Origin of the sequence: Salinibaculum salinum (assembly GCF_037645885.1) — an archaeon.
In the GTDB taxonomy this organism is placed as follows: Archaea; Halobacteriota; Halobacteria; order Halobacteriales; family Haloarculaceae; genus Salinibaculum; species Salinibaculum salinum.
This window is the reverse complement of sequence record NZ_JBBENW010000016.1, coordinates 12,716-36,796: the sequence shown is the minus strand read 5'-3', so window position 1 is coordinate 36,796 and position 24,081 is coordinate 12,716. Positions and strand designations below refer to the sequence as shown.

At 62.2% G+C, this 24,081-nt stretch carries 18 protein-coding genes and 2 pseudogenes; 9 read left to right on the top strand and 11 right to left on the bottom strand.

Annotated features, from left to right (window positions below; translation table 11 throughout):
* Positions 1-145 precede the first annotated feature (145 nt).
* Positions 146-1,354: a LeuA family protein gene (locus tag WDJ60_RS13745; protein WP_340101192.1), complete on the bottom strand. Its 1,209-nt coding sequence runs from the start codon at positions 1,352-1,354 to the stop codon at positions 146-148.
* Positions 1,355-1,510: 156 nt separating this feature from the next.
* Between WDJ60_RS13745 and WDJ60_RS13740 the strand changes: the two genes are divergently transcribed.
* Positions 1,511-1,816 (top strand): DUF5779 family protein, encoded by a 306-nt coding sequence (locus tag WDJ60_RS13740; RefSeq protein WP_340101132.1) that lies wholly within the window; start codon positions 1,511-1,513, stop codon positions 1,814-1,816.
* Positions 1,817-1,867: 51 nt separating this feature from the next.
* Here WDJ60_RS13740 and WDJ60_RS13735 read toward each other — a convergent pair whose 3' ends face one another.
* On the bottom strand, positions 1,868-2,641 hold the full coding sequence (locus WDJ60_RS13735) for a glucose 1-dehydrogenase (RefSeq protein WP_340101130.1): 774 nt from the start codon (positions 2,639-2,641) through the stop codon (positions 1,868-1,870).
* Positions 2,642-2,940: 299 nt separating this feature from the next.
* On the opposite strand from WDJ60_RS13735, the pseudogene WDJ60_RS13730 reads away from it, so the two are divergent.
* A pseudogene (locus WDJ60_RS13730) lies at positions 2,941-3,879 on the top strand (transposase); the annotation flags it as partial.
* A 5-nt stretch (positions 3,880-3,884) separates the two neighbouring features.
* On the opposite strand, the pseudogene WDJ60_RS13725 reads toward WDJ60_RS13730, so the two are convergent.
* Positions 3,885-4,049 (bottom strand): annotated as a pseudogene (locus WDJ60_RS13725) (PaaI family thioesterase); the annotation flags it as partial.
* A 107-nt stretch (positions 4,050-4,156) separates the two neighbouring features.
* Positions 4,157-4,543: a methylmalonyl-CoA epimerase gene (mce, locus tag WDJ60_RS13720; protein WP_340101129.1), complete on the bottom strand. Its 387-nt coding sequence runs from the start codon at positions 4,541-4,543 to the stop codon at positions 4,157-4,159.
* 199 nt (positions 4,544-4,742) lie between these two features.
* Between mce and WDJ60_RS13715 the strand changes: the two genes are divergently transcribed.
* Positions 4,743-5,384: a DUF4382 domain-containing protein gene (locus WDJ60_RS13715; RefSeq protein WP_340101128.1), complete on the top strand. Its 642-nt coding sequence runs from the start codon at positions 4,743-4,745 to the stop codon at positions 5,382-5,384.
* A gap of 18 nt (positions 5,385-5,402) precedes the next feature.
* Here the strand turns inward: WDJ60_RS13715 and WDJ60_RS13710 are convergent, their stop codons facing one another.
* The gene (locus WDJ60_RS13710; RefSeq protein ID WP_340101127.1) at positions 5,403-7,079 is read right to left on the bottom strand and encodes an acyl-CoA mutase large subunit family protein; all 1,677 of its coding nucleotides are present in this window, start codon (positions 7,077-7,079) and stop codon (positions 5,403-5,405) included.
* A gap of 118 nt (positions 7,080-7,197) precedes the next feature.
* On the bottom strand, positions 7,198-7,779 hold the full coding sequence (locus WDJ60_RS13705; protein WP_340101126.1) for a GNAT family N-acetyltransferase: 582 nt from the start codon (positions 7,777-7,779) through the stop codon (positions 7,198-7,200).
* A gap of 114 nt (positions 7,780-7,893) precedes the next feature.
* Between WDJ60_RS13705 and WDJ60_RS13700 the strand changes: the two genes are divergently transcribed.
* Positions 7,894-9,894, top strand: coding sequence for an AMP-binding protein (locus WDJ60_RS13700; protein WP_340101125.1), 2,001 nt, complete (start codon positions 7,894-7,896; stop codon positions 9,892-9,894).
* Positions 9,895-9,935: 41 nt separating this feature from the next.
* Here the strand turns inward: WDJ60_RS13700 and WDJ60_RS13695 are convergent, their stop codons facing one another.
* The 4 genes from WDJ60_RS13695 to hemH all read right to left on the bottom strand — a co-directional run bounded on the left by WDJ60_RS13695 (position 9,936) and on the right by hemH (position 14,884).
* Positions 9,936-11,225: a hypothetical protein gene (locus tag WDJ60_RS13695; protein WP_340101123.1), complete on the bottom strand. Its 1,290-nt coding sequence runs from the start codon at positions 11,223-11,225 to the stop codon at positions 9,936-9,938.
* Between the two features lie 8 nt (positions 11,226-11,233).
* Entirely contained in the window at positions 11,234-12,433 is a 1,200-nt protein-coding gene (locus WDJ60_RS13690; protein WP_340101122.1) for a double zinc ribbon domain-containing protein, read from the bottom strand.
* Between the two features lie 94 nt (positions 12,434-12,527).
* A complete protein-coding gene (gene hemG / locus WDJ60_RS13685) occupies positions 12,528-13,790 on the bottom strand; it encodes a protoporphyrinogen oxidase (protein ID WP_340101121.1) in 1,263 nt (420 codons plus the stop codon).
* Positions 13,790-14,884 (bottom strand): ferrochelatase, encoded by a 1,095-nt coding sequence (hemH, locus tag WDJ60_RS13680; protein ID WP_340101120.1) that lies wholly within the window; start codon positions 14,882-14,884, stop codon positions 13,790-13,792. The genes hemG and hemH overlap by 1 nt, the downstream gene beginning before the upstream one ends.
* Before the next feature lie 208 nt (positions 14,885-15,092).
* Between hemH and WDJ60_RS13675 the strand changes: the two genes are divergently transcribed.
* Positions 15,093-16,631: a TrkH family potassium uptake protein gene (locus tag WDJ60_RS13675; protein WP_340101119.1), complete on the top strand. Its 1,539-nt coding sequence runs from the start codon at positions 15,093-15,095 to the stop codon at positions 16,629-16,631.
* 15 nt (positions 16,632-16,646) lie between these two features.
* On the opposite strand, the gene trkA is transcribed toward WDJ60_RS13675, so the two are convergent.
* A complete protein-coding gene (trkA, locus tag WDJ60_RS13670; protein ID WP_340101118.1) occupies positions 16,647-17,978 on the bottom strand; it encodes a Trk system potassium transporter TrkA in 1,332 nt (443 codons plus the stop codon).
* Positions 17,979-18,174: 196 nt separating this feature from the next.
* Here trkA and WDJ60_RS13665 point away from each other — a divergent pair, with 196 nt between their 5' ends.
* The 4 genes from WDJ60_RS13665 (at position 18,175) to WDJ60_RS13650 (ending at position 24,057) form a co-directional block, all read left to right on the top strand.
* Positions 18,175-18,627, top strand: a complete 453-nt coding sequence (locus WDJ60_RS13665; protein WP_340101117.1) for a universal stress protein — start codon at positions 18,175-18,177, stop codon at positions 18,625-18,627.
* Positions 18,624-20,882 carry an amino acid permease gene (locus tag WDJ60_RS13660; protein WP_340101116.1) on the top strand — a complete coding sequence of 753 codons (2,259 nt, stop codon included), beginning with the start codon at positions 18,624-18,626 and terminating at the stop codon, positions 20,880-20,882. The genes WDJ60_RS13665 and WDJ60_RS13660 overlap by 4 nt, the downstream gene beginning before the upstream one ends.
* Before the next feature lie 63 nt (positions 20,883-20,945).
* Positions 20,946-22,997, top strand: a complete 2,052-nt coding sequence (locus tag WDJ60_RS13655; protein ID WP_340101114.1) for an ATP-binding protein — start codon at positions 20,946-20,948, stop codon at positions 22,995-22,997.
* A 115-nt stretch (positions 22,998-23,112) separates the two neighbouring features.
* Entirely contained in the window at positions 23,113-24,057 is a 945-nt protein-coding gene (locus WDJ60_RS13650; protein ID WP_340101113.1) for a mechanosensitive ion channel family protein, read from the top strand.
* Positions 24,058-24,081 lie beyond the last annotated feature (24 nt).

Genomic DNA, 24,081 nt, shown 5'->3' with positions numbered 1-24,081 from the left:
CCGCATGCAGACGGGCACACACACGCGACACTCGCGGGACGGCGAGCGTCCCTGCCTCGCTGGCGCGTGTGCAACCCACCCGACTGGTGAGTGGTTCACCAGCCGCTGACGCGCGGGTACGGCCGGAAAGGCAGCAGCCATGTGGCTACGCCCGGACCTCCTCGACCTGTTCGACGCCGACCTCGCGGGCGAACTTCTCCAGTTCGTCCATCGTCACCCGCTGTTTCTCCGCGCCAAAGTCTTTGACGCGGCGGGTCACTTCCCGTACCTCGTCGTCGGTCGGGTCGTACCCCACCTCTTCGAGGCGCTGACGGACCGAGTGGTTGCCGGTGTGTTTCCCGAGCACCAGTTCGCGCTTAGCCCCGACCATCTCGGGGGTCATGACACCCGGCTCGAAGGTGTCGGAGTTCTCGATGACGCCGGCGGCGTGGATGCCGCTCTCGTGAGAGAAGGCGTTGTCGCCGACGATGGGCTTGTTGCCCGGGACCGGGACATCAGATTTCTCCTCGACCATCCGCGAGAGCTCCGTAATCTTCGTCGTGTCGATGCCGGTGTCGACGTCGTACAGCGATTCCAGGCTCATCACGACCTCTTCGTAGGCCGCGTTGCCGGCGCGCTCGCCGATGCCGTTGACCGACACCTGCGCCTGGCTCGCACCGGCCTCGTAGCCGGCCAGGGCGTTCGCGCCGGCCAGCCCGAAGTCGTCGTGGGTGTGGACGTCGACCCGAGTCCCGTCGACCGTCGCGTCGACGACGTTCGCGACCATCTTGCCGAATCGTGTCGGGGTCGCGACGCCGGTCGTGTCTGGAATGTTTATCCAGTCGGCTCCTGCCTGGCTGGTCGCTTCCACGACATCCAGCAGGAACGTCTCGTCGGTCCGGGTGGCGTCCATCGGGGAGAACATGCACTCCACACCGGCTTCTTTCACGCGCTCGACTGACTCGATGGCCCGCTGTTTGGCCTGTTCGCGGGTCGCGTGCATCGAGTCTTCGAGCTGGACGTCGCTGGTCGAAACGAACGTGTGGACCATGTCGACGCCAGAGTCGAGCGCGGCTTCGATATCCTGTTCGACCACGCGAGCCAACCCACAGACGTCCGTCGTCGAGGCCGCCGCGATATCGCGGACAGCCTCGAACTCGGCGTCGGAGTTGACCGGGAACCCGGCTTCGATGACGTGGGTCCCCATCTCGTCGAGCAGCGCGGCTATCTCTCGTTTGTCTTCGTACGAGAACGAGGTCCGCGGCGTCTGCTCTCCGTCTCGGAGCGTGGTGTCGAAAATTCGTGCGTCCTGAATTTCGGACGTACTATCCAGAGTGCCCTGGAAGAACTCGATCCGCCGGGGTGTCCGACGAATCCTCCGTGTTTGTCATAGGCATCTGTATCAGGACGCTCACTGGATATAAAACTGTCCCTGAGACGGCGTGCGTGCGGGTGATTGGCATACAAACACCGACTGCCGTGGCACCACCAGGGCCGGGAGATTTTTGCCCACTCCCGCCGAGCAACGCGTATGAGCGATTTCGACGGCCTCGACCTGCAATCAGTCGAGGACGAGTTAGACGACACTGACAGCGGGGCGAGCGGGTCCAGCCGCGTCGTTCTGGGCGTCCTCGACGGGACGACCGACCCAGACGAGTGGATTTCGACCATCGATTCGGGGGCGACGCTGGTCCTGAACGTCGACGGAGACCTGAACGAACTCGCGGCTGACTTCGCCCGCGACATCAAACAGGCCGGCGGTGAACTGATGCACTTCCGGGGCTTTCTCGTCGTGACGCCCCCCGGCGTCGACATCGACAGCGGCCGACTCGAGTGAGACCGGCTGTTCACCGGTCGGCGAGGCAGGTTACGTATCCTGCGTACTGGGTCACCGACTGAGGTATCCGCCGTCGATAGCCAGTGTTTCACCGGTGGCAAACGACGCGTCGTCAGACGCGAGCCACAGGACAGCTTCGGCGATTTCCTCTGCTGTCCCGAGTCGCTCCATCGGGTGGAGCGCCTTGGTTTCAGCGAGCAGTTCCTCGTCCGTTGTCACCCCAGCATCATCGAGCATCTGGGTTTCGATGTACCCGGGACAGACGGCGTTGACCCTGATATCGTCAGTTGCACGTTCCAGTGCCGCGACTTTCGTGAGGCCCACGACGCCGTGTTTCGCGGCCGTGTACGCCGGCGTCTCCGCTTCACCTACTTTCCCGAGGACGGAAGCCGTGTTGACGATTGCACCGCCGCCGTCTTCGAGCATCACCGGAATCTCTTTGCGCATGCTCCGCCAGATTCCCGACAGATTCACGTCGATTATCGCCTGCCAGTCCTCCTCGGAGATCTCGTCGGTGGCATCGAACGTCCCGCCGATTCCTGCGTTGTTAAACGCTACGTCGAGGCCACCGTACTCCGTGGTGGCGGTTTCGACCATCTCCTCGACATCCCCATCATCGGTGACATCAACGTCGACGAACGTCCCGTCCCCTTCCGTCTCGTCTGTTATTTCCGTGGCGGTCTGGGTCCCACCGTCCCGGTCAACGTCTGCGACAACGACGTTCGCTCCGGCCTCGCCGAACGCGATAGCGGTCGCCCGACCAATACCCGAGCCTGCACCTGTTACGACGACTGTGTCACCAGCAAAATCATGACTTTGCGGCATAGCTACGGAGACGCCGCCTCTCGTGAAAAGCCACGGTGACTGTTCTCAAAACGTAGGAAAAATGTTCAACAGATATCAGGTGGGTCTGAGGCACGCCGCCACAGCGCCTCGCTCGATAGACGGATCTGGCGAGCAAGCGTCGCTACCTTTGACAGCGAGAGAGTCCCGCACTTCCCGTGAGGGACGAGCGTTCCGACGGTCTGTCGGAACCGAGTACTGAACAGGGAGTTGACAGATCGCAGAGCGATTTGTTCGCACACCAGAAATCTTCGATTTCTGGGGACGGGCGTGAATCGCGTAAGCTGCGTTACGAACGCCTCATGCGGTACAACGACGAGGATGGCTTTGAGGATGAAGGCGTGTTCGAGGCCGATACAGGCCAACTCGAAGGCCGATACAAAGGTGTTCTCGGGGCGTCTACTGCCCAACAAGTGATTGCGAAGAACAGCGAAGCATGGCGGTCGTTCTTCGGGAACAAGAAGGCGTATCACGACGAGTCGAACACGTCGGTCACGGAACACCCGAAACCACCGGGCTTCCGTGGGAACGAAGACGACGGACGTGTTCTCAAAGGCGTCATCCGAAAGGACGCATACTCCGTCGAATGGGGCGCGCATTCCCGGCTTGAAATTGTCGTCGGTGAAGAACTGCGAGACGAACATAATAGCCCGAAAAGTCGTCTCCGGCTGGAAATTGCTGGTGAACCAAGCTGGTCTGATTACGAGGATCAAAGCCGACTAGAGTTGTGGTACGACGAGACAGAGAGCACCTTCCGAGCTTCGCAGCCCGTGACTGTTTCTGAGGATGTACGGGCAGCTCCACTGGCCGACGAAAAGGCCGCTCTGGATATTGGTGCAAACAATATCGTCGCCTGTACCACCACAACCGGCAAGCAATACCTCTACGAAGGCCGCGAATTATTCCAGCGGTTCCGTGAGACCACGCGAGAAATTGCCCGCTTGCAGTCGAAACTTGACGAAGGCCGATACAGTAGCAAGCGTATCCGGCGACTGTACCGGAAGCGAACCCGTCGCCGCGACCACGCACAAGAGGCACTGTGTCGTGACTTGCTGGAACGACTGTACGAGGACGGAGTGGACACGGTGTATATCGGTGGCTTGACCGACGTGTTGGACACGCACTGGTCGGTCGAAACCAATGCCAAGACCCACAACTTCTGGGCATTCAAGAAATTCACCGAACGACTGGTCTGTACCGCCGAAGAATACGGTATCTCAGACATCACCGCTGCCGCACCCACCGTGTCTGCCAGGGCGGACGTGACCCCGCCGTGTGCAACGGCGGTGGCTCTGTTCGACGAGTGGTGTGATTCGAGCGGGATGCGCCCGGTGGCCTCGCCGTCCGCTGCCTGTTCGACTTCGATTCCGAGATGCTCAGCAAATGGCATCCGCGTGAGGGCGGCGTGCGGGCTCATACGCCAGGTGGTCTGGCGCGGGTGAAAATAAACGCGCTGATAGCTGACGGTTCTTCCGGACAGTTCGGTTTCTCGATGGTCTAGTGTTCGACGAACTCCACTAGAATCCCGCCGGTGTCCTTGGGGTGCAGGAAAGCGACGTCGTGTCCCCATGCGCCGTCGCGTGGCTCTTCGTCGATGAGGTCGATACCCATCTCGCGGGCGTTGGCCAGCGCCGCGCCGATGTCGTCGGTGGCGACGGCGACGTGGTGGATGCCTGCGCCGTTACTGTCGAGATACGAGGCGATAGCGCCATCGCTTGCAGTTGGTTCGAGCAGTTCGAGGTACCCGTTGCCGAGCGAGAGGAAGACGACTTCCATCCCGTCGAACGTCTCCTCGTGAGCGACGTGCGTATCGAAGAGGTCGGTGTACAGGTCGGCAAGTCCCGCCGCGTCGTCGGTCGCGATACCCGCGTGGTCGAAGTGCATGCGTCGACACTCGTCCGGCGCAATCTTGAAACGGTCGGTCACATAGCGTTGGTGACTGCCTGACCGAGTTCCTGCTCGTGGTGAACGATACCATAGAGCTCGAAAACGGCAAAAAAGCGGCTTAAATCGGCTAAATTCGGTTGGAATAGGGGATACTATCTGGCCCGTTTAATCCCGTTCGGACCGGAGCAGTAGTCGCATGAGACACACAGAAACTGAGACGCAGACGAATCGACGGGCGTATCTGAAGAGCGTCGGCGCTGTCAGTGCCGTCGGAATGGTCGGTCTTTCCGGCTGTGCTGGCTCTGGAAACGACACGACGGGAACGCTCGCGACGGAAGTGACCGACCAGCCCGGTGATATCGCTGACTTCGAAAGCTGTATCGTCACAATTGCGGGTATCTGGGTGAAACCGTCCGTAGATGACGAGACAGAGGGGAGTGATGATACCGAAGACGGCGTAACCGAGCAGACAGAAGAAGACGTCGACGAAAGCGACGACCGGCAGTACTACCAGTTCGAGGAGCCACAGGAAGCGGACCTCGTCGAACTCCAGGACGGGAACACGAAACTGATCGACGAACGGGAGCTACCCACCCAGACGTACGGGTTCCTCCAGCTCGATGTCACCGGCGTTGCGGGAACGCTCGACGGGGGCGAGGAAGCAACCGTCGAGACGCCAGGCAACGCCCCGCTGCAGTTCAAAGAGGAGTTCGAGATTCGAGCAGACGAGTCGACGACGTTCGTCGGGGACTTCACGCCGGTCAAGCGGGGACAGACCAACGGGTATCTGCTCCAGCCGGTCGCGTCCGGGACGGAAGTTAGATACGAAGGAGAGTGATCGAGCGCGAATCGACGGTCAGATCCCGGGCTGATATTCGCCGTACACGTCTCGCATCGCGTCACAGACTTCGCCGGTCGTGGCGTAGACTTTCACTGCGTCGATGATATAGGGCATCAGGTTCTCGTCGCCGCGAGCGGCCTCGCGGAGCGCGTCGAGTTTCGCCTCGACGGCCTCGTCGTCGCGCTCTGCTTTGACCTGTTTGAGGTTCTCTTTCTGTTTGCGTTCTTCCTCTTCGGAGACTTCCTCGATGTCGACCTCCTCCTCGTCGTCGACTTCGAACTCGTTGACGCCGACGATGATGCGCTCGCCGGCTTCCTGTTCGCGCTGGCGTTCGAAGGCAACGTCCTGAATCTGGCGCTGGACCCACTGGTCTTCGATTGCCTGGCGCATCCCGCCGTGGTCGTCAATTTCATCCAGTAGTTCGAAGGCTTCCTCTTCCAGTTCGTCGGTCAGGTTCTCGATGTAGTAGCTTCCGCCGAGCGGGTCGATGGTGTCGGCCGCGCCGGATTCGTGGGCGAGAATCTGCTGGGTCCGCAGGGCGGTGCGGACGGACTGTTCGGTCGGAATCGAGAGCGCCTCGTCCTTGCCGTTGGTGTGGAGACTCTGGGTGCCGCCGAGGACGGCGGCGAGCGCCTGGTAGGCGACGCGGACGACGTTGTTCTCGATTTGCTGGGCGGTCAGCGTCGACCCGGCGGTCTGGGTGTGGAATTTGAGCTGCTTGGATTTGGGATTGTCAGTCCCGAAGCGGTCTTCCATGATCTTGGCCCACATCCGGCGGGCGGCGCGGAACTTCGCGACTTCCTCGAAGATGTTGTTGTAGGCGGCAAAGAAAAAGGAGAGTTGGGGAGCGAACTCGTCGACGTCCTGTCCAGCCTCGATTGCGGCCTCGACGTACTCGATGCCGTCTGCGAGCGTGAATGCGATTTCCTGGGCGGCCGTCGAGCCAGCCTCACGGATGTGATAGCCGGAGATGGAAATCGTGTTGAAATTGGGGGTTTCGTCGGCGCAGAACTCGAAGATGTCAGTGATGATGCGCATCGACGGCTCGGGCGGGTAGATGTAGGTGTTGCGGGCGATGTACTCCTTGAGCACGTCGTTCTGGATAGTGCCACGCAACTCCTCGCGGTCGACGCCCTGCTGGTCGCCGACGGCGATGTACATCGCGAGCAGGACGCTCGCGGGGGCGTTGATCGTCATCGAGGTAGAGACTTCGTCCAGCGGGATGCCGTCGAAGACCGTCTCCATGTCGGCGAGGGAATCGATAGCGACGCCGGTTTTCCCGACTTCGCCGGCGCTCATCGGGTCGTCCGAATCCCGTCCCATCTGCGTGGGGAGGTCGAAGGCCGTCGAGAGCCCGGTCTGGCCCTCGTCGATGAGATAGTTGAACCGCTCGTTGGTCTCGGCCGCGGTCCCCATCCCGGCGTACTGGCGCATGGTCCAGAGGCGGCCGCGGTACATCGTGGGATAGACCCCGCGCGTATACGGTTCATCACCGGGAAAGCCGAGGTCCTCCTCGTAGTCGAAGTCGTCGAGGTCCGCAGGCGTGTACAGCGAGTCGACTTCCTGGCCTTCGGTGTCTGTCGTAAAGGTGTCCTTGCGCTCGCCAAATCGCTCGACAGTGGGGTCGTAGGACTCCGATTCCCACTCCTCCTTCGCGGAGCGTATCTTGTCGAGCTCGTCCTGTTCGAACATACCCGCTACTCAGTGGCGCTGACGACTTAACCCTTCATTGTGACAACCGTGAAGAACTCGACACAGACCGACGCTCGCCCGTGAAACCGGCCGCAGTGCTTCGACAGCCGTCGAACGGTTAGCCGCCGGTGTCGTATTTGTAGGTCGCCTCGTCCGGGTCGATGCCGAAATCTTCGGGGCCTTCCTGGGGCTCGGTATCCTCCTCGGCGGGGTGTGCGCCCTTGAATGCCTCGCGGAGGTGACTGGGCATCCGGAAGCGCTCGGCCTCGATACGCATCGGAACGGCGTCGGGTTCGAGCGAGTCCTGCTTTTCGGTCAGGCGGTCCTGCAGCTTGTCCGGGAGTTGCTCGACTTCGATACGCTCGAAGCCAAACTGAGCGAGATAGTCGGGTTCGCCGGTCAGCGAGTAGACGACTTCGAAGCCGTCGTCGCGGGCTGTCGTCACCAGTCGTTCGACGACGTGCGCACCGACACCCTGGCCGCGCCACTCTTCGAGAACGCCGATACTGGTGAGTTCACAGACCTCCCCGTCATCGGTTTTGTGGATCCGAACGCGGCCGAAGCCGGCTCGCTCGTTTTCCCGTTCGTCGACTGCAATGACGTAGTCCCGGGAGCGAAACGCCGTCTCGTCGAGTTCCATCGCCTCGATGTGGTCGAGCAACCAGGCCTCGTCTCGATTACGGGCATCCCGGACGTACATACGCCCCCGTTGGCTACCCGCGGACAAAAACATACTGCCGTCTTCGCCTTCGGGGTTCCCATATCTCACACAAGTTCTTTGGTGGGGCTTGCCGTTGGACGAGAATGAGATACTATGGCAGACTCATTGGAAGAACTCGACGAGGTGCTCTACGAACCGAGCGACGAGTTCGTCGAAGGGAGCAACGTCTACGCGTTCATGCAAGAACACGGTATCGCGGATTTCGAAGAACTCCACGAGCGAACCGTCAGCGAAGTCGAGGGTGAACCCGCCTCGGGACTGGACTGGTTCTGGGACGAGGTCGTCGACTATCTCGACCTGGATTTCTACGAGGAGTACGACCAGGTACGCGACGACACAGACGGACCACAGTTCACAGACTGGTACGTCGGCGGGGAACTCAACATCGCACACAACGTCGTCGACCGCCACGCCGCCCCGGACGCGGCGAACCGGAACAAGGTCGCGACCATCTGGGAAGGCGAAGACGGCGAGGTGCGTGAGATCACTTACCACGAACTCCACCAGCAGACGAACCGTGTCGCCAACGCCCTCGAAGAACGCGGCATCGGCACCGGCGATACGGTGGGACTGTACATGCCGATGGTTCCCGAAATCGTCCCGCTGCTGTACGGCTGTTTCAAAGTCGGTGCCATCGCAGTACCCATCTTCTCCGGGTTCGGCGTCGACGCGACGGCCACGCGTATCTCTGACGCCGAGTGCAACGTCCTGTTCACTGGCGACGGATTCTACCGCCGGGGCAGTGAAGTCGATCTGAAATCCGCTGCAGACGAGGCCATCGAGGAGGCCGGCCACGTCGAACACACCATCGTCTACAATCGCCTTGACTCCGAGGAATCCGATCTTTCGTGGGACGACGACCGCGACGAGTGGTGGGACGATGCCGTCGGCACCCAGGACGACGAGTACGAGACGAAGTCGCTGCCCTCCGACCAGGAGTCGATGCTCCTCTATTCGTCGGGGACGACCGGCAAACCGAAGGGAATCGTCCACACGCACGCGGGCGGCCTCGTCCAGCCGGCCAAGGAGATTTTCTTCTCGTTCGACCACAAGCCCTCGGACCGATTCTTCTGGGTCAGCGACATCGGCTGGATGATGGGGCCGTGGACGCTCATCGGCAACCACGCCCACGGCGGGACCATCTTTATTTACGAAGGGGCACCCGACCACCCCGAGCCCGACCGCTTCTGGGAGATGGTCGACAACCACGGTCTGACGACATTCGGAATCTCGCCGACGGCGATTCGCGCGCTGCAGAAACACGGCGACGAGTGGCTCGAAGGCCACGACCTCTCGACGCTGCGCCTGCTCGGGTCGACCGGCGAGCCGTGGGATCCCGATTCCTGGAAGTGGTTCCTGGAGAACGTCGGACAGGGCACCGCACCCATCATGAACATCTCGGGTGGCACCGAAATCTTCGGCTGTTTCCTCCAGCCGACGCCGCTGCACTCGCTCAAACCCGGGACACTGGGCGGCCCCGCACTCGGCATGGACATCGACATCGTGGACGCGTCGGGCAACTCGATCGCCGACGACCACAAGAAAGGGTATCTGGTCTGCAAGTCCTCGGCACCGTCGATGACGAAATCGCTGTGGAGCGGTGACGAGCGCTATCTCGAAGAGTACTGGTCGCGGTTCGACGACCTCTGGGACCACGGCGACTGGGCGCAGAAAGACGAAGACGGCTTCTGGTTCCTGCACGGTCGCTCGGACGACGTGCTCAACGTCGCTGGGCGGAAGGTCGGCCCAGCCGAAGTCGAGGGGGCGCTCATCGAGCACGAGGCAGTCAACGCCGCCGTCGCCATCGGTGCCGACGACGAGACGAAAGGGACCGCCGTCGTCACGTACGTCATCCTCAACGAGGGCTACGAGGAGAGCGACGATCTGCGCGAGGAACTGCGCGCACAGGTCGGCGAGGAACTGGGGAAGCCGTTCCGACCGCGGGAAGTGCTGTTCGTCGACGAGTTCCCCAAGACCCAGTCCGGGAAAATCGTCCGGCGCATCATCCAGGGCGTCTACGAGGGCGAGCAGCTGGGCGACCTCTCCAGCATCGAAAACCCCGACGCGATCGACGAAATCGACGACGCCCGGTGAAGTCAACCGCTGTTTCGACGGGGTTGAGAAATAGCGCGCGTTTACTCTGGCTGTAACTCCGTCCCACAGGTCGGGCAATACGCGAAACTCGTGTCGGTGTCGAACGATTCCGCGCAGGTCGGACACCGGTAGCCGTCGCCGTCCGAGGAGGACCCATCTCGGCTCTCTGTCCCGCCGCCGACGACGGCTGTCTCGTCTGCAGTCTGGGTACTGTCTGCCGCTGTATCGACACTGGCTACGTCGCCGACGCCCGGCACGTCACTGTCGAAGTCGCCCTCGTCCGGCGCTGTGAACACTTTTGTGTGACTCACGTCGTCTGCGTCGTCCGTCGTGTCGTTCGTTGTATCGGTGGCGGTGGGTACTGCTGTGTCGGTGTCGGGTGAACCAGCGGCGTCATCTCGTTGATTTCCCCGTTGGTCGATGTCCTCGCGTGTCTCCCCATCAGGCGTCGGACGGCTGGAGTCTCCCCCACTGGACTGTTCGGAGATGGGATGGGCGAACTCCGGATACCGCTGTCCGGTTCGGAGTTGCGAGCGCGGCACGTCGGGGTTTCGAGCGCGACTGACCAGTCCAACCGCGGACTGGAGGAGAATGTACCCCACGGCGAAGCCGACCGGCAGGGCGGCCGTCAGTCCCAGCAACGTCGAGACAGTCACCGGTCCCACGGTTGTCGTTCCGGTGACGACGGCTACGATGCCACCGGTCCCGAGCAGGTCACCGACACCGGCAGCAGCGGCTTCGACGAACCCGCGCCGGCCCGCGACGATACCTGCACCGGTCAACAGCGCCACGGAACACACTGCCAGTGAAACGAACAGACATAGTTGGACCAGCAGCGGCGCCGAGAAGCTGAACACTCGGTAGCTGTAGGCAACCGTTCTGATGAGAGCGAGCAATCCCACGGCGACGAGCGCGCCCGCGAGTGCGGCGGGAACGTCACCGACGGCGACGGCGGCACCGACACCGACGGCAACGAGCGCGAGCATCGGTGCGACGAGCAAGACCGGGTGTTCGACGCGGTAGTAGGTATGAACGTTGCCACTGACGTTCGTGACGCGGCTGTCGACGAGAGACGTCACGACTGCAGCGGGCACGAGTATCCAGAGGACGAGCACGGTTGCGAACACGGCTGTCGTCGTCGAGGACCACGCCGTCACCGAGAGGTCGACGCCCGCGAACTCGGCCCCGTAGTTCAGCGCCGCGCCGGTCGCACCGACCCAGAGGACGTATCCCAGGAGGACCGCGAGAACGCCGCTCCATAACCATCGCTCTCTGGCCCACAGCAATCGAATCGAATCGGTCAGTTCGCGGCGGATTCGGGCGGTATCCATCGTGGTTGTCAGGGTGCCTGCACGGCCAGTGTGACGACGCCGGAGAGGCCCACTTCGTCACCGGGACCGACGGGCTCCCGGTCGTCCTGTTCCATGCGCGTGTCGTTGACTCTCGTCGGGTTCCGGCCGAGGTCGACCAGGTAGAACTGCCCGTCTTCGCGGACGAATCGGACGTGTTCCCGGTGGATACGAACGGCGGCGTCTTCGTCGTCACCCGATTCGGTGACGATACGTCGGAGTTCCCGACCGACCGTGTCGCCGTCCGACACTGTAATCTCCTCGCCGCGAACCGCCAGCACGAGCGATTCGGGTGCCGGATCGCTTTCAGCCGCTGAGTCAGCGTCGCTGTCTGGGGACGCATTTGTCGCGGTTTCGGTGCTCCTCGGTTCGTCGGTTCCCGCTGTCCCGCCCCGATGGGTATCGAGGTTTTCGCCACAGGAGACACAGAAGCTATCTTCCGGATCGATGTCGGCATCGCAACTGGGACACGCGGTCAGTTCGTCCGATCCTCTGTGTGCGTCGAGGTCCTCACCGCAGGACGCACAGAAACTGTCCTCGGGACTCACGTCTGCGCTGCATGACGGACATTCGGTCAGTTCCTCGTCACCATCGTCCGCTGATTCCGGTTCGACAGCGGAGACGTCCTCGCCACAGGACGGGCAGAAATTCGTGTCGGCTGCAAGCGTCTCGCCACAGCCGGGACACTCGATTTCGGCGGTCTCCTCGGCAGTGTCTCCGTCTTCGTCTACACTCTGTGTCTCCTCTCCAGATGCTTCGACGGGTTCGGGAGTAGATTGCGCGGCGGCGTCTACGCCGTCCGTGCTGGGCTCGACGGCTTTTTCGACTGTCTCGACAGCGTCTGTCTCCGCGTCGTCTTCCTGCTCGTCGGTCGCGTCGATATCGGCTGCCCCAGTGTCGTCGTCTTCGATTGCTTCTGGGTCGGTGACTCCCTCATCGCCGACTGCTGCTTGCCTCTCTGGCTCGACTCTCCGGATTGCCGGGGTCGGTTCGACTTCGGCTTCGGTTGGTTCGTCGTCACCCTCGTCGGGTTCTGCTTCGTCGGCTCCGGCCCCGGCGCCGTCCAGTGTGAGGTCCGGGCCGTCGTAGCGCCACTCACCGCACTCGGAATTCGTACACCATCCCCCCGCAGCTCTCGGGTCGAACTCCGCCTCGCAGACGGGACATTCGACCAGCGAACTCTCTGCCATACTCGGGAGAGTCGTAACCGATATTGAAAACTGTTACCCACACTCTAGTCGTCACTTACTGCCGGTAGGGCGCTCCTGAGCGTACCGTGAACGCCTATTTAACGCTCTCAGCCAGTCGCTCTGAGAGTTCCCGCGCCTCGCGCACGCGACTCGGAATGCCCATCCGCGCGGTGTAGTTCGTCGCCAGATGCATGCCGTCAGGCGTCGTCACGTCATCCAGTCCCCACCACGTCTGGTCGTAGGCCGGGAACCACCGGTCCCGGCGGACGATGTCGACGACTTCCGCCTCGTACCCTGTTGCGCGCTCGAACTCAGTGGTGGCAATCTCGTCGAGTTGATCGTCGGACTGTGTCAGTATCTCAGGGTCGTGCATCCCGCCGAGAAAGACCGTACAGAGCCCGTTTCGGTCGAACATCGCGCCGTTGAACGAAACACCGAGCGTGTGCAGGTCCTCGTCGTAGGCGACCTGATAGCCCAGCCCGGACGGGAGCCCGTCGGCGGCCAGATACACCAGCGCCAGCGGGTTGTACGTCAACTCCGCAAGCGCGTCGGTGTTCTCAGCGACACCGTCCAGCAGGTCCGCCGCGACGTCTGCGGGCGTCGTCACGACCACCTGGTCGACGTCGTACTCGCTGTCTGGCGTTTCGAGGCTGTAACCCGCCCGCTGCTGCCCGATGGCGGTGACTGGTTCGTCGAGGTGGACGCTGTCGGCGTAGGTGTCCGCGAGTGCCTCGGGGAGCGTCTGGAGACCGTCGGGAAACGACGCGGCCGGTGACTTCTCGCCGCTCCCGACGCGTTGCCGGAACGCCGAGAGCAGGCTCCCCGCTTCCTGCTCTCTGCGCATCAGCCCTTCCAGCGCGAACTTCGCGGGCATCTCCGAAGGGTCAGACGCGTACAGGCCGCCGTACAGCGGGCCGACGAACCGCTCGTAGGCCGCTCGGCCGAACTTCCGGGAGAACACGTCCGCGACCGACTCCTGGGGCTGTGCGTCCCGCGTCAGTGGCTCGGCGAGAAAGCGGAGTTTCTCCGGCCAGGACAGCAGATCCGTCCGCAGGAAGGGCTTTACGTCAGTCGGCGCTTCGCGTAGCCGGCCGCGCGAGTAGACGAACAGCGACCCTTCCGACGCGGTGACGATGTCGTCCTCCACGCCAGCCGCACCCGCCAGTTCGCGAATTCCTGGTGTGGCGCGCATCCGCTGGGGGCCGAGTTCGACGACGTGTCCGTCACGCTGCTGGGACTGGATGACGCCGCCAGCCGCCTCCCGAGCGTCGAACGTGATGACGTCTACGTCACGCTCTCGAAGGTAGTGAGTCAGTGCCAGCCCAGTGATGCCGGCACCGACGACGCCGACCGTCATCAGTCGTCCGTCTGTGCCGGTGCTGTGTCGCTCTCCTCGGCGTGGGGGGTTTCCTGGGGCGCGTTCAGGCACATCGTCCCCGGTTCGTCACGGCACTGGCACTGCCGGTACTGGTAGTACTCGGGGTCGAAATCCGCCAGGAACGGTTCGACGAGGTCGGCGAACACCTCGGGAATCCGCTCGTCGTCGTGCGGGATTGGAACCCGGTAGAAGTCCAGCCCGACCTCCTCGGCTTCCTCCTTGAGTTCGTCGTCCAACTCGGAGAGGGTCTCGCTCTGTTCGTGGAGGAAACTCACCGGTTCGACGACGACGCGCTCGGTGTCGAGTCCAGTGACGAGGTCTTCGACTTCCGGTTCGGTCCAGGGAATGTCGCGGTTCTCGTGGTTCTGGTAGCCGATATGGTAGTCGGAGACGCCGAGCAGCGAGGCGACGACCGAGCAGTACTCCTCGACGTAGATGTCGTAGCGACTGCCCTCCTCCAGGTAGTGCTTGGGCGTGCCGTGCGCGGAGAAGACGAGTGCGGTGTCATCGTCGTGGAGGTCGACGCCCGATTCGTCGGCGAAGTCGCCGATGTTCTCCGCGCGGACGCGGTTGTACTTCGGGTGTTTGTGCCAGCCGGTGATAGCCTGGAAGGGGGCGTCCCAGTTGAGTGCCTCGATTTCATCTTCGAGTTCGTCCAGCGCGATGACGTTCGTGGAGGGGCCACACAGCGGGTAGATGGGGAGCCCGATGACGCGGTCGACACCGTCTTTGTGGGCTGCCTCGGCGGCGTCGCCGATGAACGGCTCGGTGTACTGCATTCCGAGGTAGGTGTTCACGTCGAAGTTCCGGTCACGGAGGGCGTCTTCGAGGGCTTCGACCTGCCCCTGGGCCTGCTCGTTGAGCGGGGAACCGCCGATTTCCTCGTACTCCTCGATGAGTCCGGGTGCGCGTCGCTCTGCCAGTTTCCGGGAGCGCTCGCGCGCGGCCTCCTTCGAGTCGTACTCCTCCAGGTCCGCGTTGGCCATGAAGATGCGTTCGAGGTAGTCGACGACTGCTTCACGGTCCGGTTCGGACGGCTCACCGAAGTTCAGCAGGACAACGCCGGTAGTCATGTCCGGATATTCGACCGAATCAGGGTATACCTGTCGCTTCCAGCGAGATAGACTGGTGACGCGACGGCGAACAGCGGGTGAATCCGTTGCTCCGACAGATTCATACGCCAGCCCAGATACCCGTCGATAAAGACGTGCTGGAACTCGACATTTCCTCTCGACTGTACTTTTTTGGTCTAGTAAATCCGACACACAGAGGTGACGCGAGTTGAGCCGTGTCTACGTCGACTGGCGGACCAGTGTCGCCCTCACCGGCACGGTTATCAAGTGGCTGGCAGTTGCGATGCTCATCCCACTGCTGACGAGTCTGCTCTACGGGGAGGGCACTGTCGTCTTTCTCGCATCGATGGCGATTACCGTCACCGTCGGATTCACACTCGAACAGCTGTCCGACGATGTCGACCTCGGGCCGCGCGAATCGCTGTTTCTCGTTGCACTCGCCTGGTTAGCCGTCTCCATCGTTGGAGCCGTCCCGTACGTCATCGCGGGGCACGGAACTGCGTCGACGCTTGCTCACCCCGTCAACGCGCTCTTCGAATCGATGTCCGGGTTCACGACGACGGGAGCGACGGTGATGGGCGAGATCTCGACCGACCAGCACTCGCACGCGCTGCTCATCTGGCGACAGCTCACCCAGTGGCTGGGTGGCATGGGTATCATCGTCCTGATGGTCGCTATCCTGCCACAGATCGCGGTCAACGGTGCCCAGCTGATGGACTCGGAGGCACCCGGTCCGAGTCTCCAGAAGTTGACGCCACGCATCGCTGAAACAGCGCGCGTCCTGTGGGGCGTCTATCTCGGTTTCACAGTTCTGCTGGTCGTCTTGCTGATGGTGTTGTCTGTCAGCGGTCTGGCTCCAGACATGGACGTTTTCAACGCCGTCTCCCACGCCTTCACGACGCTGCCGACTGGCGGATTCTCACCGCAGGCAGACAGTATCGGCGCGTTCTCGCCGGCCGTCCAGTGGCTCATTATTCCGTTTATGATTATCGCGGGGACCAACTTCGCGCTGTTCTGGTTCCTGCTCAACGGAGATGTCGACCGATTCCTCGGTGACACGGAACTGCGGACTTACGTCGGGGCGATTCTTGGCACGACTGGCATCCTCGCTGTCGTCCTCTATCTGGGTGCCGCACCGACGCTCCGTCTCGGCGGCACGACTCACGGCGTCACGGAGAACGCACTCCGGCAGGCCGCGTTCCAGATTGGGTCGCTGCTGAACTCGACTGGATACGCGACCAGTGACTTCGCTCAGTGGGATACCCACGCACAGATTGTGCTTCTGTTCGCGATGTTCCTCGGCGGCTGTGCCGGCTCGACTGGTGGTGGTGTCAAAATCGTCCGGTGGGTCGTCGCGATGAAAGCGATCAAGCGGGAACTCGTCACCGCCTCACATCCGGAGGAGGTCCAGCCAATCCGTCTCGGCAGTCGGGTCATCGACGAGGGGGCCGTCCGCGGCGTGCTGGGCTTTACTATCCTGTATCTCGCCCTGTTTGGCGTCGGAACCGTCCTCATCTCACTCGACGGCGCGCGGGTCGGGCTGTCAATGACATCGCTCGAAGCACTCAGTGCCACGCTCGCAACGCTCGGGAACATCGGCCCGGGACTCGGGTTTCTCGGCCCGTTCGGGAGCTATCTGGATTTCCCCTGGACCTCGAAGCTCTTCATGATCTTCCTGATGTGGATCGGCCGACTGGAAATCATCCCGGTCATGGTGCTGTTTACCGGCGCATTCTGGCGTCGGTGAGTGCGTTCCCGTAACTCAGAGTTTCGACGTCGCCTCGTCGAGGATATCTGCTTCTACGAAGACGACGACGTTGTCGCCCTCCTCGATGACGGTGTCTCCGCGAGGGATGACGAAATCACCGTTGCGAGTGATGGCTCCGATGACCAACCCATCCGGGAGGTCCTGAATCGACTCCTGAATCGGTCGGTCGGCGAGGACGCTGTCGGCCTCGATTTCGATTTCGATAACTTCCGCGCGGTCGTTCTCGATGAGTGCGACGTTTTCGGCACGGCGCTCCCGGGTGAACCGCGTAATCTCTTCTGCCGTGGTCTCGCGCGGGCTGACCGCCACGTCGACGCCGACGGCCTCGAACAGCTGAGAGTATTCCGTCTCGTCGACGACGGCGACTGCACGGTCGACGCCGAGACGCTTTGTCAGCAGCGAGACCAGCAGATTCCGCTCGTTGCGATGCAGTGCCGCGACGACCGTATCGACCTCGTCGACGTGTTCGCGCTCCAGAAATTCTCTGTCGGTCCCGTCGTGTTCGAGGACTGTCGTGTTCGGGAGGCGTTCGGCGAGTTCACGCGCTCGCTCGTGATCGTGTTCGACGAGACGCGGATTGAGCCCCTGTTCTTCGAGCAGGCGGGCAATCTGGCAAGCAACGTTCGTCCCGCCGACAATGAGTATGTTGTCACCAGTCCCAGTGTGTGGTGATACCTCCGCCGACATCGCGTGGACGCTCTCCTCCGATCCGATGACGACAACTTCGTCGCCGGCGTTGATAATCGTCGACCCGGTCGGAATTACCACGTCGTCGTCGCGCAGTATCGCTGCGAAGGTTAGCGACTCGAAGCGGTCGGCCTTCTGGACGCTCTGGCCGGCGATGGGACTGTCTTCGGGTATCTCGAACTCGGCCATCTGGACGCGTCCGCCGGCGAAGGTGTCGACGTCGCGTGCTGCGGGAAGCCCGATGACGCGAACGACGCTCTTTGCGGTCAATATGGTCGTCCCGACCATGAAGTCAACGCCGAGTGCGCCCTCGGCACCCTGCCACGTCTCCAGATAGTTCGTCCCCTTGATTCGGGCGATGGTGAAGGGATCTGCCACCGTTTTCGCCGTCCCACAGGTGATGATGTTCGTCTCGTCGTCGTCGGTGCTGGCGATGACCATGTCGGCGTTCTCGATGTCGGCTTCTCTGAGAGTCGACAGTGAGGCACCGTCGCCCTCGATGGCAAGCGCATCGACACTGTAATTCAACTCTTCGACTTTCTCGGCGTCGATGTCGACGACGACGACATCGTGGGAGTCGGCAAGGCTCCTCGCGATCGAGGACCCGACTTCACCGGCCCCGATGACGATTACGTGCACGGCCCACCCTCCGGTGGTTTCATAGACGGAGATTTTCTGGTCCTCTGGTAAGTGAATTTCTATTCGACAGGCTGGCGGTTGTAGGGCGTGTGTATTAAGATGGTCCCGGAACAGAACTCGACTATGTATCCGTCTGCTTCCAGAATTTCTCACGTGCAGCGTCGAACAGACGCTCGATGGTCCACAACCCTCCGTCATGACTGACCTCTTCGACCGGGTCGTGCTTCCCGTCGCTAGTCCGGAAGACGCGCGGGCGACTTCCCGTGCTGCCCGCGACTATCTGACCGGCAGCGTCGTTGCCGTCCACGTCGTCGAGAAGGCCGGTGGCGCACCGGACAAAGCCGGCGTCGAACAGCGCGAAGAGTACGCTGAGGAGATTTTCGACGCGCTCGAAGAGTCGCTCGGCGAAGACCGCGATGTCGATACGGAGATTCGGTACGGAACGGACGTTGCCGAGACTATCTTCGACGCCGCCAACGACCACAACGCCTCCGCTATCGTCATCACGCCACGCGGTGGCAGTCGCTGGGTTCGCCTGCTAACTGGCGACGTCGCACTCGACATCGTGACCCAGACTGACCGGCCGGTCGTCGTTCTACCGGACGTTTCGGATGAGGATGTGACAGACTCAGGCGGTGAGTCGACGTGAGCAGCGAAGAGCAAGATCTCGCGAAGGACCTCGGCCCGCTTGCCGCACTGACTATCGGCGTCGGGACGATGATCGGTGCGGGTATCTTCGTCCTGCCGGGTGATGCCATCCTCCGCTCTGGGTCGTACGCATCCATCGCCTTCCTCCTGGGTGGCGTCATCGCGATGTTCACCGCACTCTCTGCGAGCGAACTCGGGACGGCGATGCCCCGTTCTGGTGGGGCGTACTACTACGTCAACCACGCGCTCGGCCCGCTCCTCGGGTCGGTCGCCGGCTGGGCCAACTGGCTCGGCCTCGCCTTCGCCAGCGCCTTCTATATGGTTGGCTTCGGACGCTACATCTCGCGAATCTTCGGTGCCAGCGGCACTATCGGCGTCGGCCCCATCTCGATGACGTACGTCACCCTCTCTGCGCTTCTCGGGGGCGCGTTCTTCGTTCTCATCAACTACATCGGTGCGAAAGAGACGGGGCGTCTCCAGAACATCATCGTCATCCTTCTCGTCGCGATTCTGTTCGTGTTCACGCTTCTGGGCTCACTCCAGGCTGACCCCGCGAACCTCCCGCGGACCGCGACGGTGACCGAGACGCTCGGAACGACCGGCTTCATCTTCGTCTCCTATCTCGGTTTCGTCCAGATTACGAGCGTCGCGGAGGAAATCAAGGACCCCGGCAAGAACCTCCCGCGTGCAGTCATCGGCAGCGTCGTCCTCGTGACGGTCATCTACGCGCTCGTGCTCATCGTGATGAGCGCTGCAGTCCCGGACGGGTTCATCGCGGACCTCGTTACAGATGTCGCACCCGGCGAGACACAGCCCATCGCCGTCGTCGAAATCGGCGAACGACTGCAGGGCGCGCTGATGGGTGGTGCACTCCTGTTCGGCGGTCTACTGGCGACGGCCTCCAGTGCGAACGCGTCGATTCTCGCCTCCTCGCGCATCAACTTCGCGATGGGCCGAGACAGTATCGTCACTCCGGCACTGAACAAGATTCACCCGCGCTTTGGAACGCCGTACCGCTCGATTGCTATCACGGGTGCGCTGATTCTCCTGTTCATCCTGCTCGGAGACATCGGTCTGCTGTCCGGGGCTGCGTCGGGACTGCACCTCATCATCTACGGCCTCCTCAACATCGCACTCATCGCGATGCGCTACGTCAACCCCTCCGAGTACCAGCCCGATTTCACCGTCCCGCTGTACCCGCTGGTTCCAATACTCGGAACTGTCCTGTCGTTCGCGCTGCTCGCGTACGTCGAACCCGCTGCGCGACTCCTCTCGTTCGGTATCGCTGCTGCTGCCATCATCTGGTACATCGCGTACGCCCGTACCCGCACGGAAAAGCAGGGTATCCTCGGAGAACACATCCTCTCACGAACCGACGAGATGCCCGATGCAGCAGTCTCGGCCGCTAACACCGTCCAGCCAGACGGCGGCGACTACCGGGTGATGGTGCCAATCGCAAACCCGCGTAGCGAGAGCGATCTCATCGAGTTGGCCAGTGCAATCGCAAAACAGCGCAACGGAACCGTCGTTGCGACGCACATTATCACCGTCCCGGACCAGATGGCACTCGAAGGCGCTGCCGAACGGGCGGACGAACTCGACGAAACCTCCGCAGACCTTATCGAAGCGGCAAAGGCTGACGCCGAGGAGTTCGACGTGCCGGTCGAGACCCACACGATTCTCTCCCACCGCGGTTTCGAGGAGATTTTCGACGCCGCCAAGACGCATGATGCCGACATGGTCGTGATGGGCTGGGGGCCGGATTCTCACGGCTCACCGGGGCGTGCAGAGTCCGCCTTCGACGAGATGGCGGGGACCATCCCCTGTGACTTCCTCGTGTTGAAAGACCGCGGCTTCGACCCGTCGAAGGTACTGGTCCCGACGGCAGGTGGGCCGGACTCGGACCTCAGTGCGACCGTCGCTGGCTACCTCCGGGACCAGTACGACAGCGAGGTGACGCTGTTACACGTCGCCGACGACGAAGAGACAGGACGGGTGTTCATGGAAGAGTGGGCGGACGACCACGACCTCGATGATGCGACGATACGCATCGAGACCGGCGATGTCGAGGACTCAATCGAACGGGCCGCCGAAGACTCGACGATGGTCATCATCGGCGCGACCGAACGAGGGCTACTCTCCCGTCTAGTCAGTGGGTCGCTCGTTCTCGATGTGGTCGACGAGGTGGAGTGTTCGGTGTTGCTCGCCGAGAAACACCGCCCGCGGTCGCTTCGGGAACGCCTGTTCGGCCGGTAGCGGTCTGCCGTCCGTCTGACGGAGAATTATGTGGCGTGGCCCGCGAGTTTCGGGCAAGCGCGCATGGCAGAGACAGAACATATCACGGTCGCGGAGGTCAGCGAGGGCCCCGGCGGGAGCGGCGACCCCGGGACGGCGGTCTCCCTCCCGGTCGTGGAGTTGCTGACCGGCCGCGGGTTCGTGACAGGCAAGAGTGGGTCGGGCAAATCCAACACCGCCAGCGTCGTCGCCGAGAAGTTACTGGACAACGGCTTCGGTCTCCTCATCGTCGACATCGACGGCGAGTACTACGGCCTCAAAGAGGAGTACGAAATCCTCCACGCCGGTGCCGACGAGGAGTGTGACATCCAGATCACCGCCGACCACGCCGAGAAGATGGCGTCGCTCGCCCTCGAACAGAACGTCCCTATCATTCTCGATATCTCTTCGTTCCTGGACGAAAGCGAGGCCGAGGAAGTCCTCACGGCCGTCTCGCGACACCTCTTCGCGAAGGCCAAGAAACAAAAACAACCCTTCCTGATGCTCGTCGAGGAGGTCCACGAGTACATTCCCGAAGGTGGGAGCGTCGGCGAGTGCGGGAAGATGCTCATCAAAATCGGGAAACGCGGGCGCAAGCACGGACTGGGTATCGTCGGTATCAGCCAGCGCCCCGCCGACGTGAAGAAGGACTTCATCACGCAGTGTGACTGGCTGGTCTGGCACCGCCTCACCTGGAACAACGACACCAAAGTCGTCAAGCGTATCCTCGACTCGGAGTACTCCGAAGCAGTCGAGAATCTCGGCGACGGCGAGGGATTCCTGATGACGGACTGGGCCGAGACGGTCCAGCGCGTCCAGTTCCAGCGCAAGCAGACGTTCGACGCCGGTGCGACGCCGGGACTGGACGACTTCGAGCGGCCCGAACTGAAATCGGTCAGCGACGATCTGGTGTCGGAGCTCTCCGAAATCAGCGAGGAACAGCAGGCCCGCGACGACCGCATCGCGGAACTCCGCGAAGAGTTGGACAAAAAGAACTCCCGCATCGCGGAACTGGAGACGGAACTGCAGGACGCCCGCGATATGAGCCGGATGGCAGACCAGTTCGTCGACGCGCTGGTGCGCCACGTCGACGGCCCGAACCCGGGCAAGACCGAACAGGAGCGACTCCGGGAGAAGCGCCAGGCGGCGACCGGCGCTGTTGCAGCAGCGTCTTCTGACGACGACGCTGCCGAAAGTGACGATGCTGCCGACGATGATGGCGCTGGTACCTTCGGTGACGACGATGCTGGCGCGGCCTTCGCTGCTGCGATGGACGCGGTGGACGAACCGGGCGATGCGCCAGCGGACGCGAACTCGTCTGCTGGTACCGAAGCGGATGCTTCGGCGGCCGCGGCGGACGAAGAGGAGAGTTCAGCCGAGGCTACCGACAGCGGCTTCAGCGCTGAAGAAGTTCTCTCGCGTCTCAGTGCAGTCAGCGAGACGCCCACCGGGTCGGCGACGACCGACGGGGGTGCGCACGTGGACGCCGGCCCTGATGCTGCGGTGTCAGACGACACCGCCCCCGCTTCGTCGGGCCCTCAGTCCGAGATGGACCGGTTTGCAGTCCCGGAAGATATCGTCGACGGCGAGACGAACCGCCCGGTCGAGGAGGCTGACGACTCCGTCGACGAGGATGGGATCATCGACGGCGACGACAGTGCTCCCTCGGAGTTTCGCGAGGGGATTACCAGCCGCGGTGCCAGCGAGTACGACATCATCGACGGCGAGGATGATCTGGACGAGGGCGAGGAACCGCTCGTCGTCCGCGAACTGAAAGCCGACATTGCTGGAATGGCGACGAAAGCCCGGAAGATGTTGAACTTCTACCGCGAGTTCGGCCCGGGGACGCCGCTGAACGCTCACTTCGCGGCGGGCGGCGACGGCGACCGGACGAAAGCCTACGCCCACAACCGGACGCTCCGGACGAGCGGGCTTATCGAGCACGTGGGCCGTGGACGGTACGACTACCGCCTTCGAGAACTGCTCGACTCGGAGTTCGAGGGACACGTCGACGACGACCTCGTCGAGCAGTTCGCAACGAACGTCGAAACGAAGACGCTCGACGGTGCCACTGTCGACGACGGATCGTCCGACTGACTCGCCCTCTCTGTTTTCTGATACCGGCGTACTACGTACGACTTACGTTCCATATAACCCGAATGAGGTTCATTCGGGTACAGTCGACTTCCCATTTGCTCGTCTATACCGCTACATGCTCGTCCCCCTCTCGAATCAGGTGGTCTTCTCACAGTCGGACCGACTCCTCGTACTGCAAATCGAAGACGAAGTGACGGAGCCGTTTGCGCCGTTCACTGACCCCGTGGCTGATCTGGTCGTCTTTCTCGTGGTGGCGGTCGTCGTGTATACCCTCAGTCGCATGACGGTCGCACCTGTCGTCTATCGGGCCGTACGTGCGAGAAACCCGGACAATCGGACGCTGGTGACGGCAACGGAAACGTACTTCCAGTTGTTTCTGCTCGTCGTCGCCTCCTTCGTCGGTATCGTTCTTGCGGGCTATGGCGGGGTCGTGTTCAACACCGACTCGGCACTGGTCGTCGCCGCGCTCACGTTCTCTATCGGTGTCGCCGGGCAGGAGGTGCTCGGCTCGCTCGTCAGCGGCTTCTTCCTGATTCTCGATCCGGACTTCAACGTCGGTGACTCGATTTCCTGGCCTGGTGGTAACGGCGTCGTCGAAGCTGTCGACTTTCGGGTGACGCGTGTCCGGACGGTCGATAACGCGACTGTCACCGTTCCGAACACGGAGCTGGCAACCAACGCTCTGACGAGGCCATTCGGGGGAGGCAGCTACCGACTGACCGAACGCGTCCACGCCAGCCACGACATCGACATCGAACGAGCGCTGCTGGAACTTCAACAAGTCGCTGCTGCGTTTCACCAGAGTAACCGGCAATCCGCAGACGTAGATGTCGATACTCGGAGCCCGGATGTCCGTGTCGTCGATCTCGGTGCCGATAACATCACGATTGAGGCCGAGGTCTGGCTCGACAATCCGACACAGCATGACCTCACACAGGTGCGGTCTGATTTCAACAGAGAGATCAAGCGACGGTTCGACGAGGAAGGTATTCAACTGGACCCACCGTCGGGCAGGGAACTGTCCGGATCAATAACAGTCGATGGGGACCGCGGTGTGTGAGTGGAAAGTCCGAACGACGGAGCC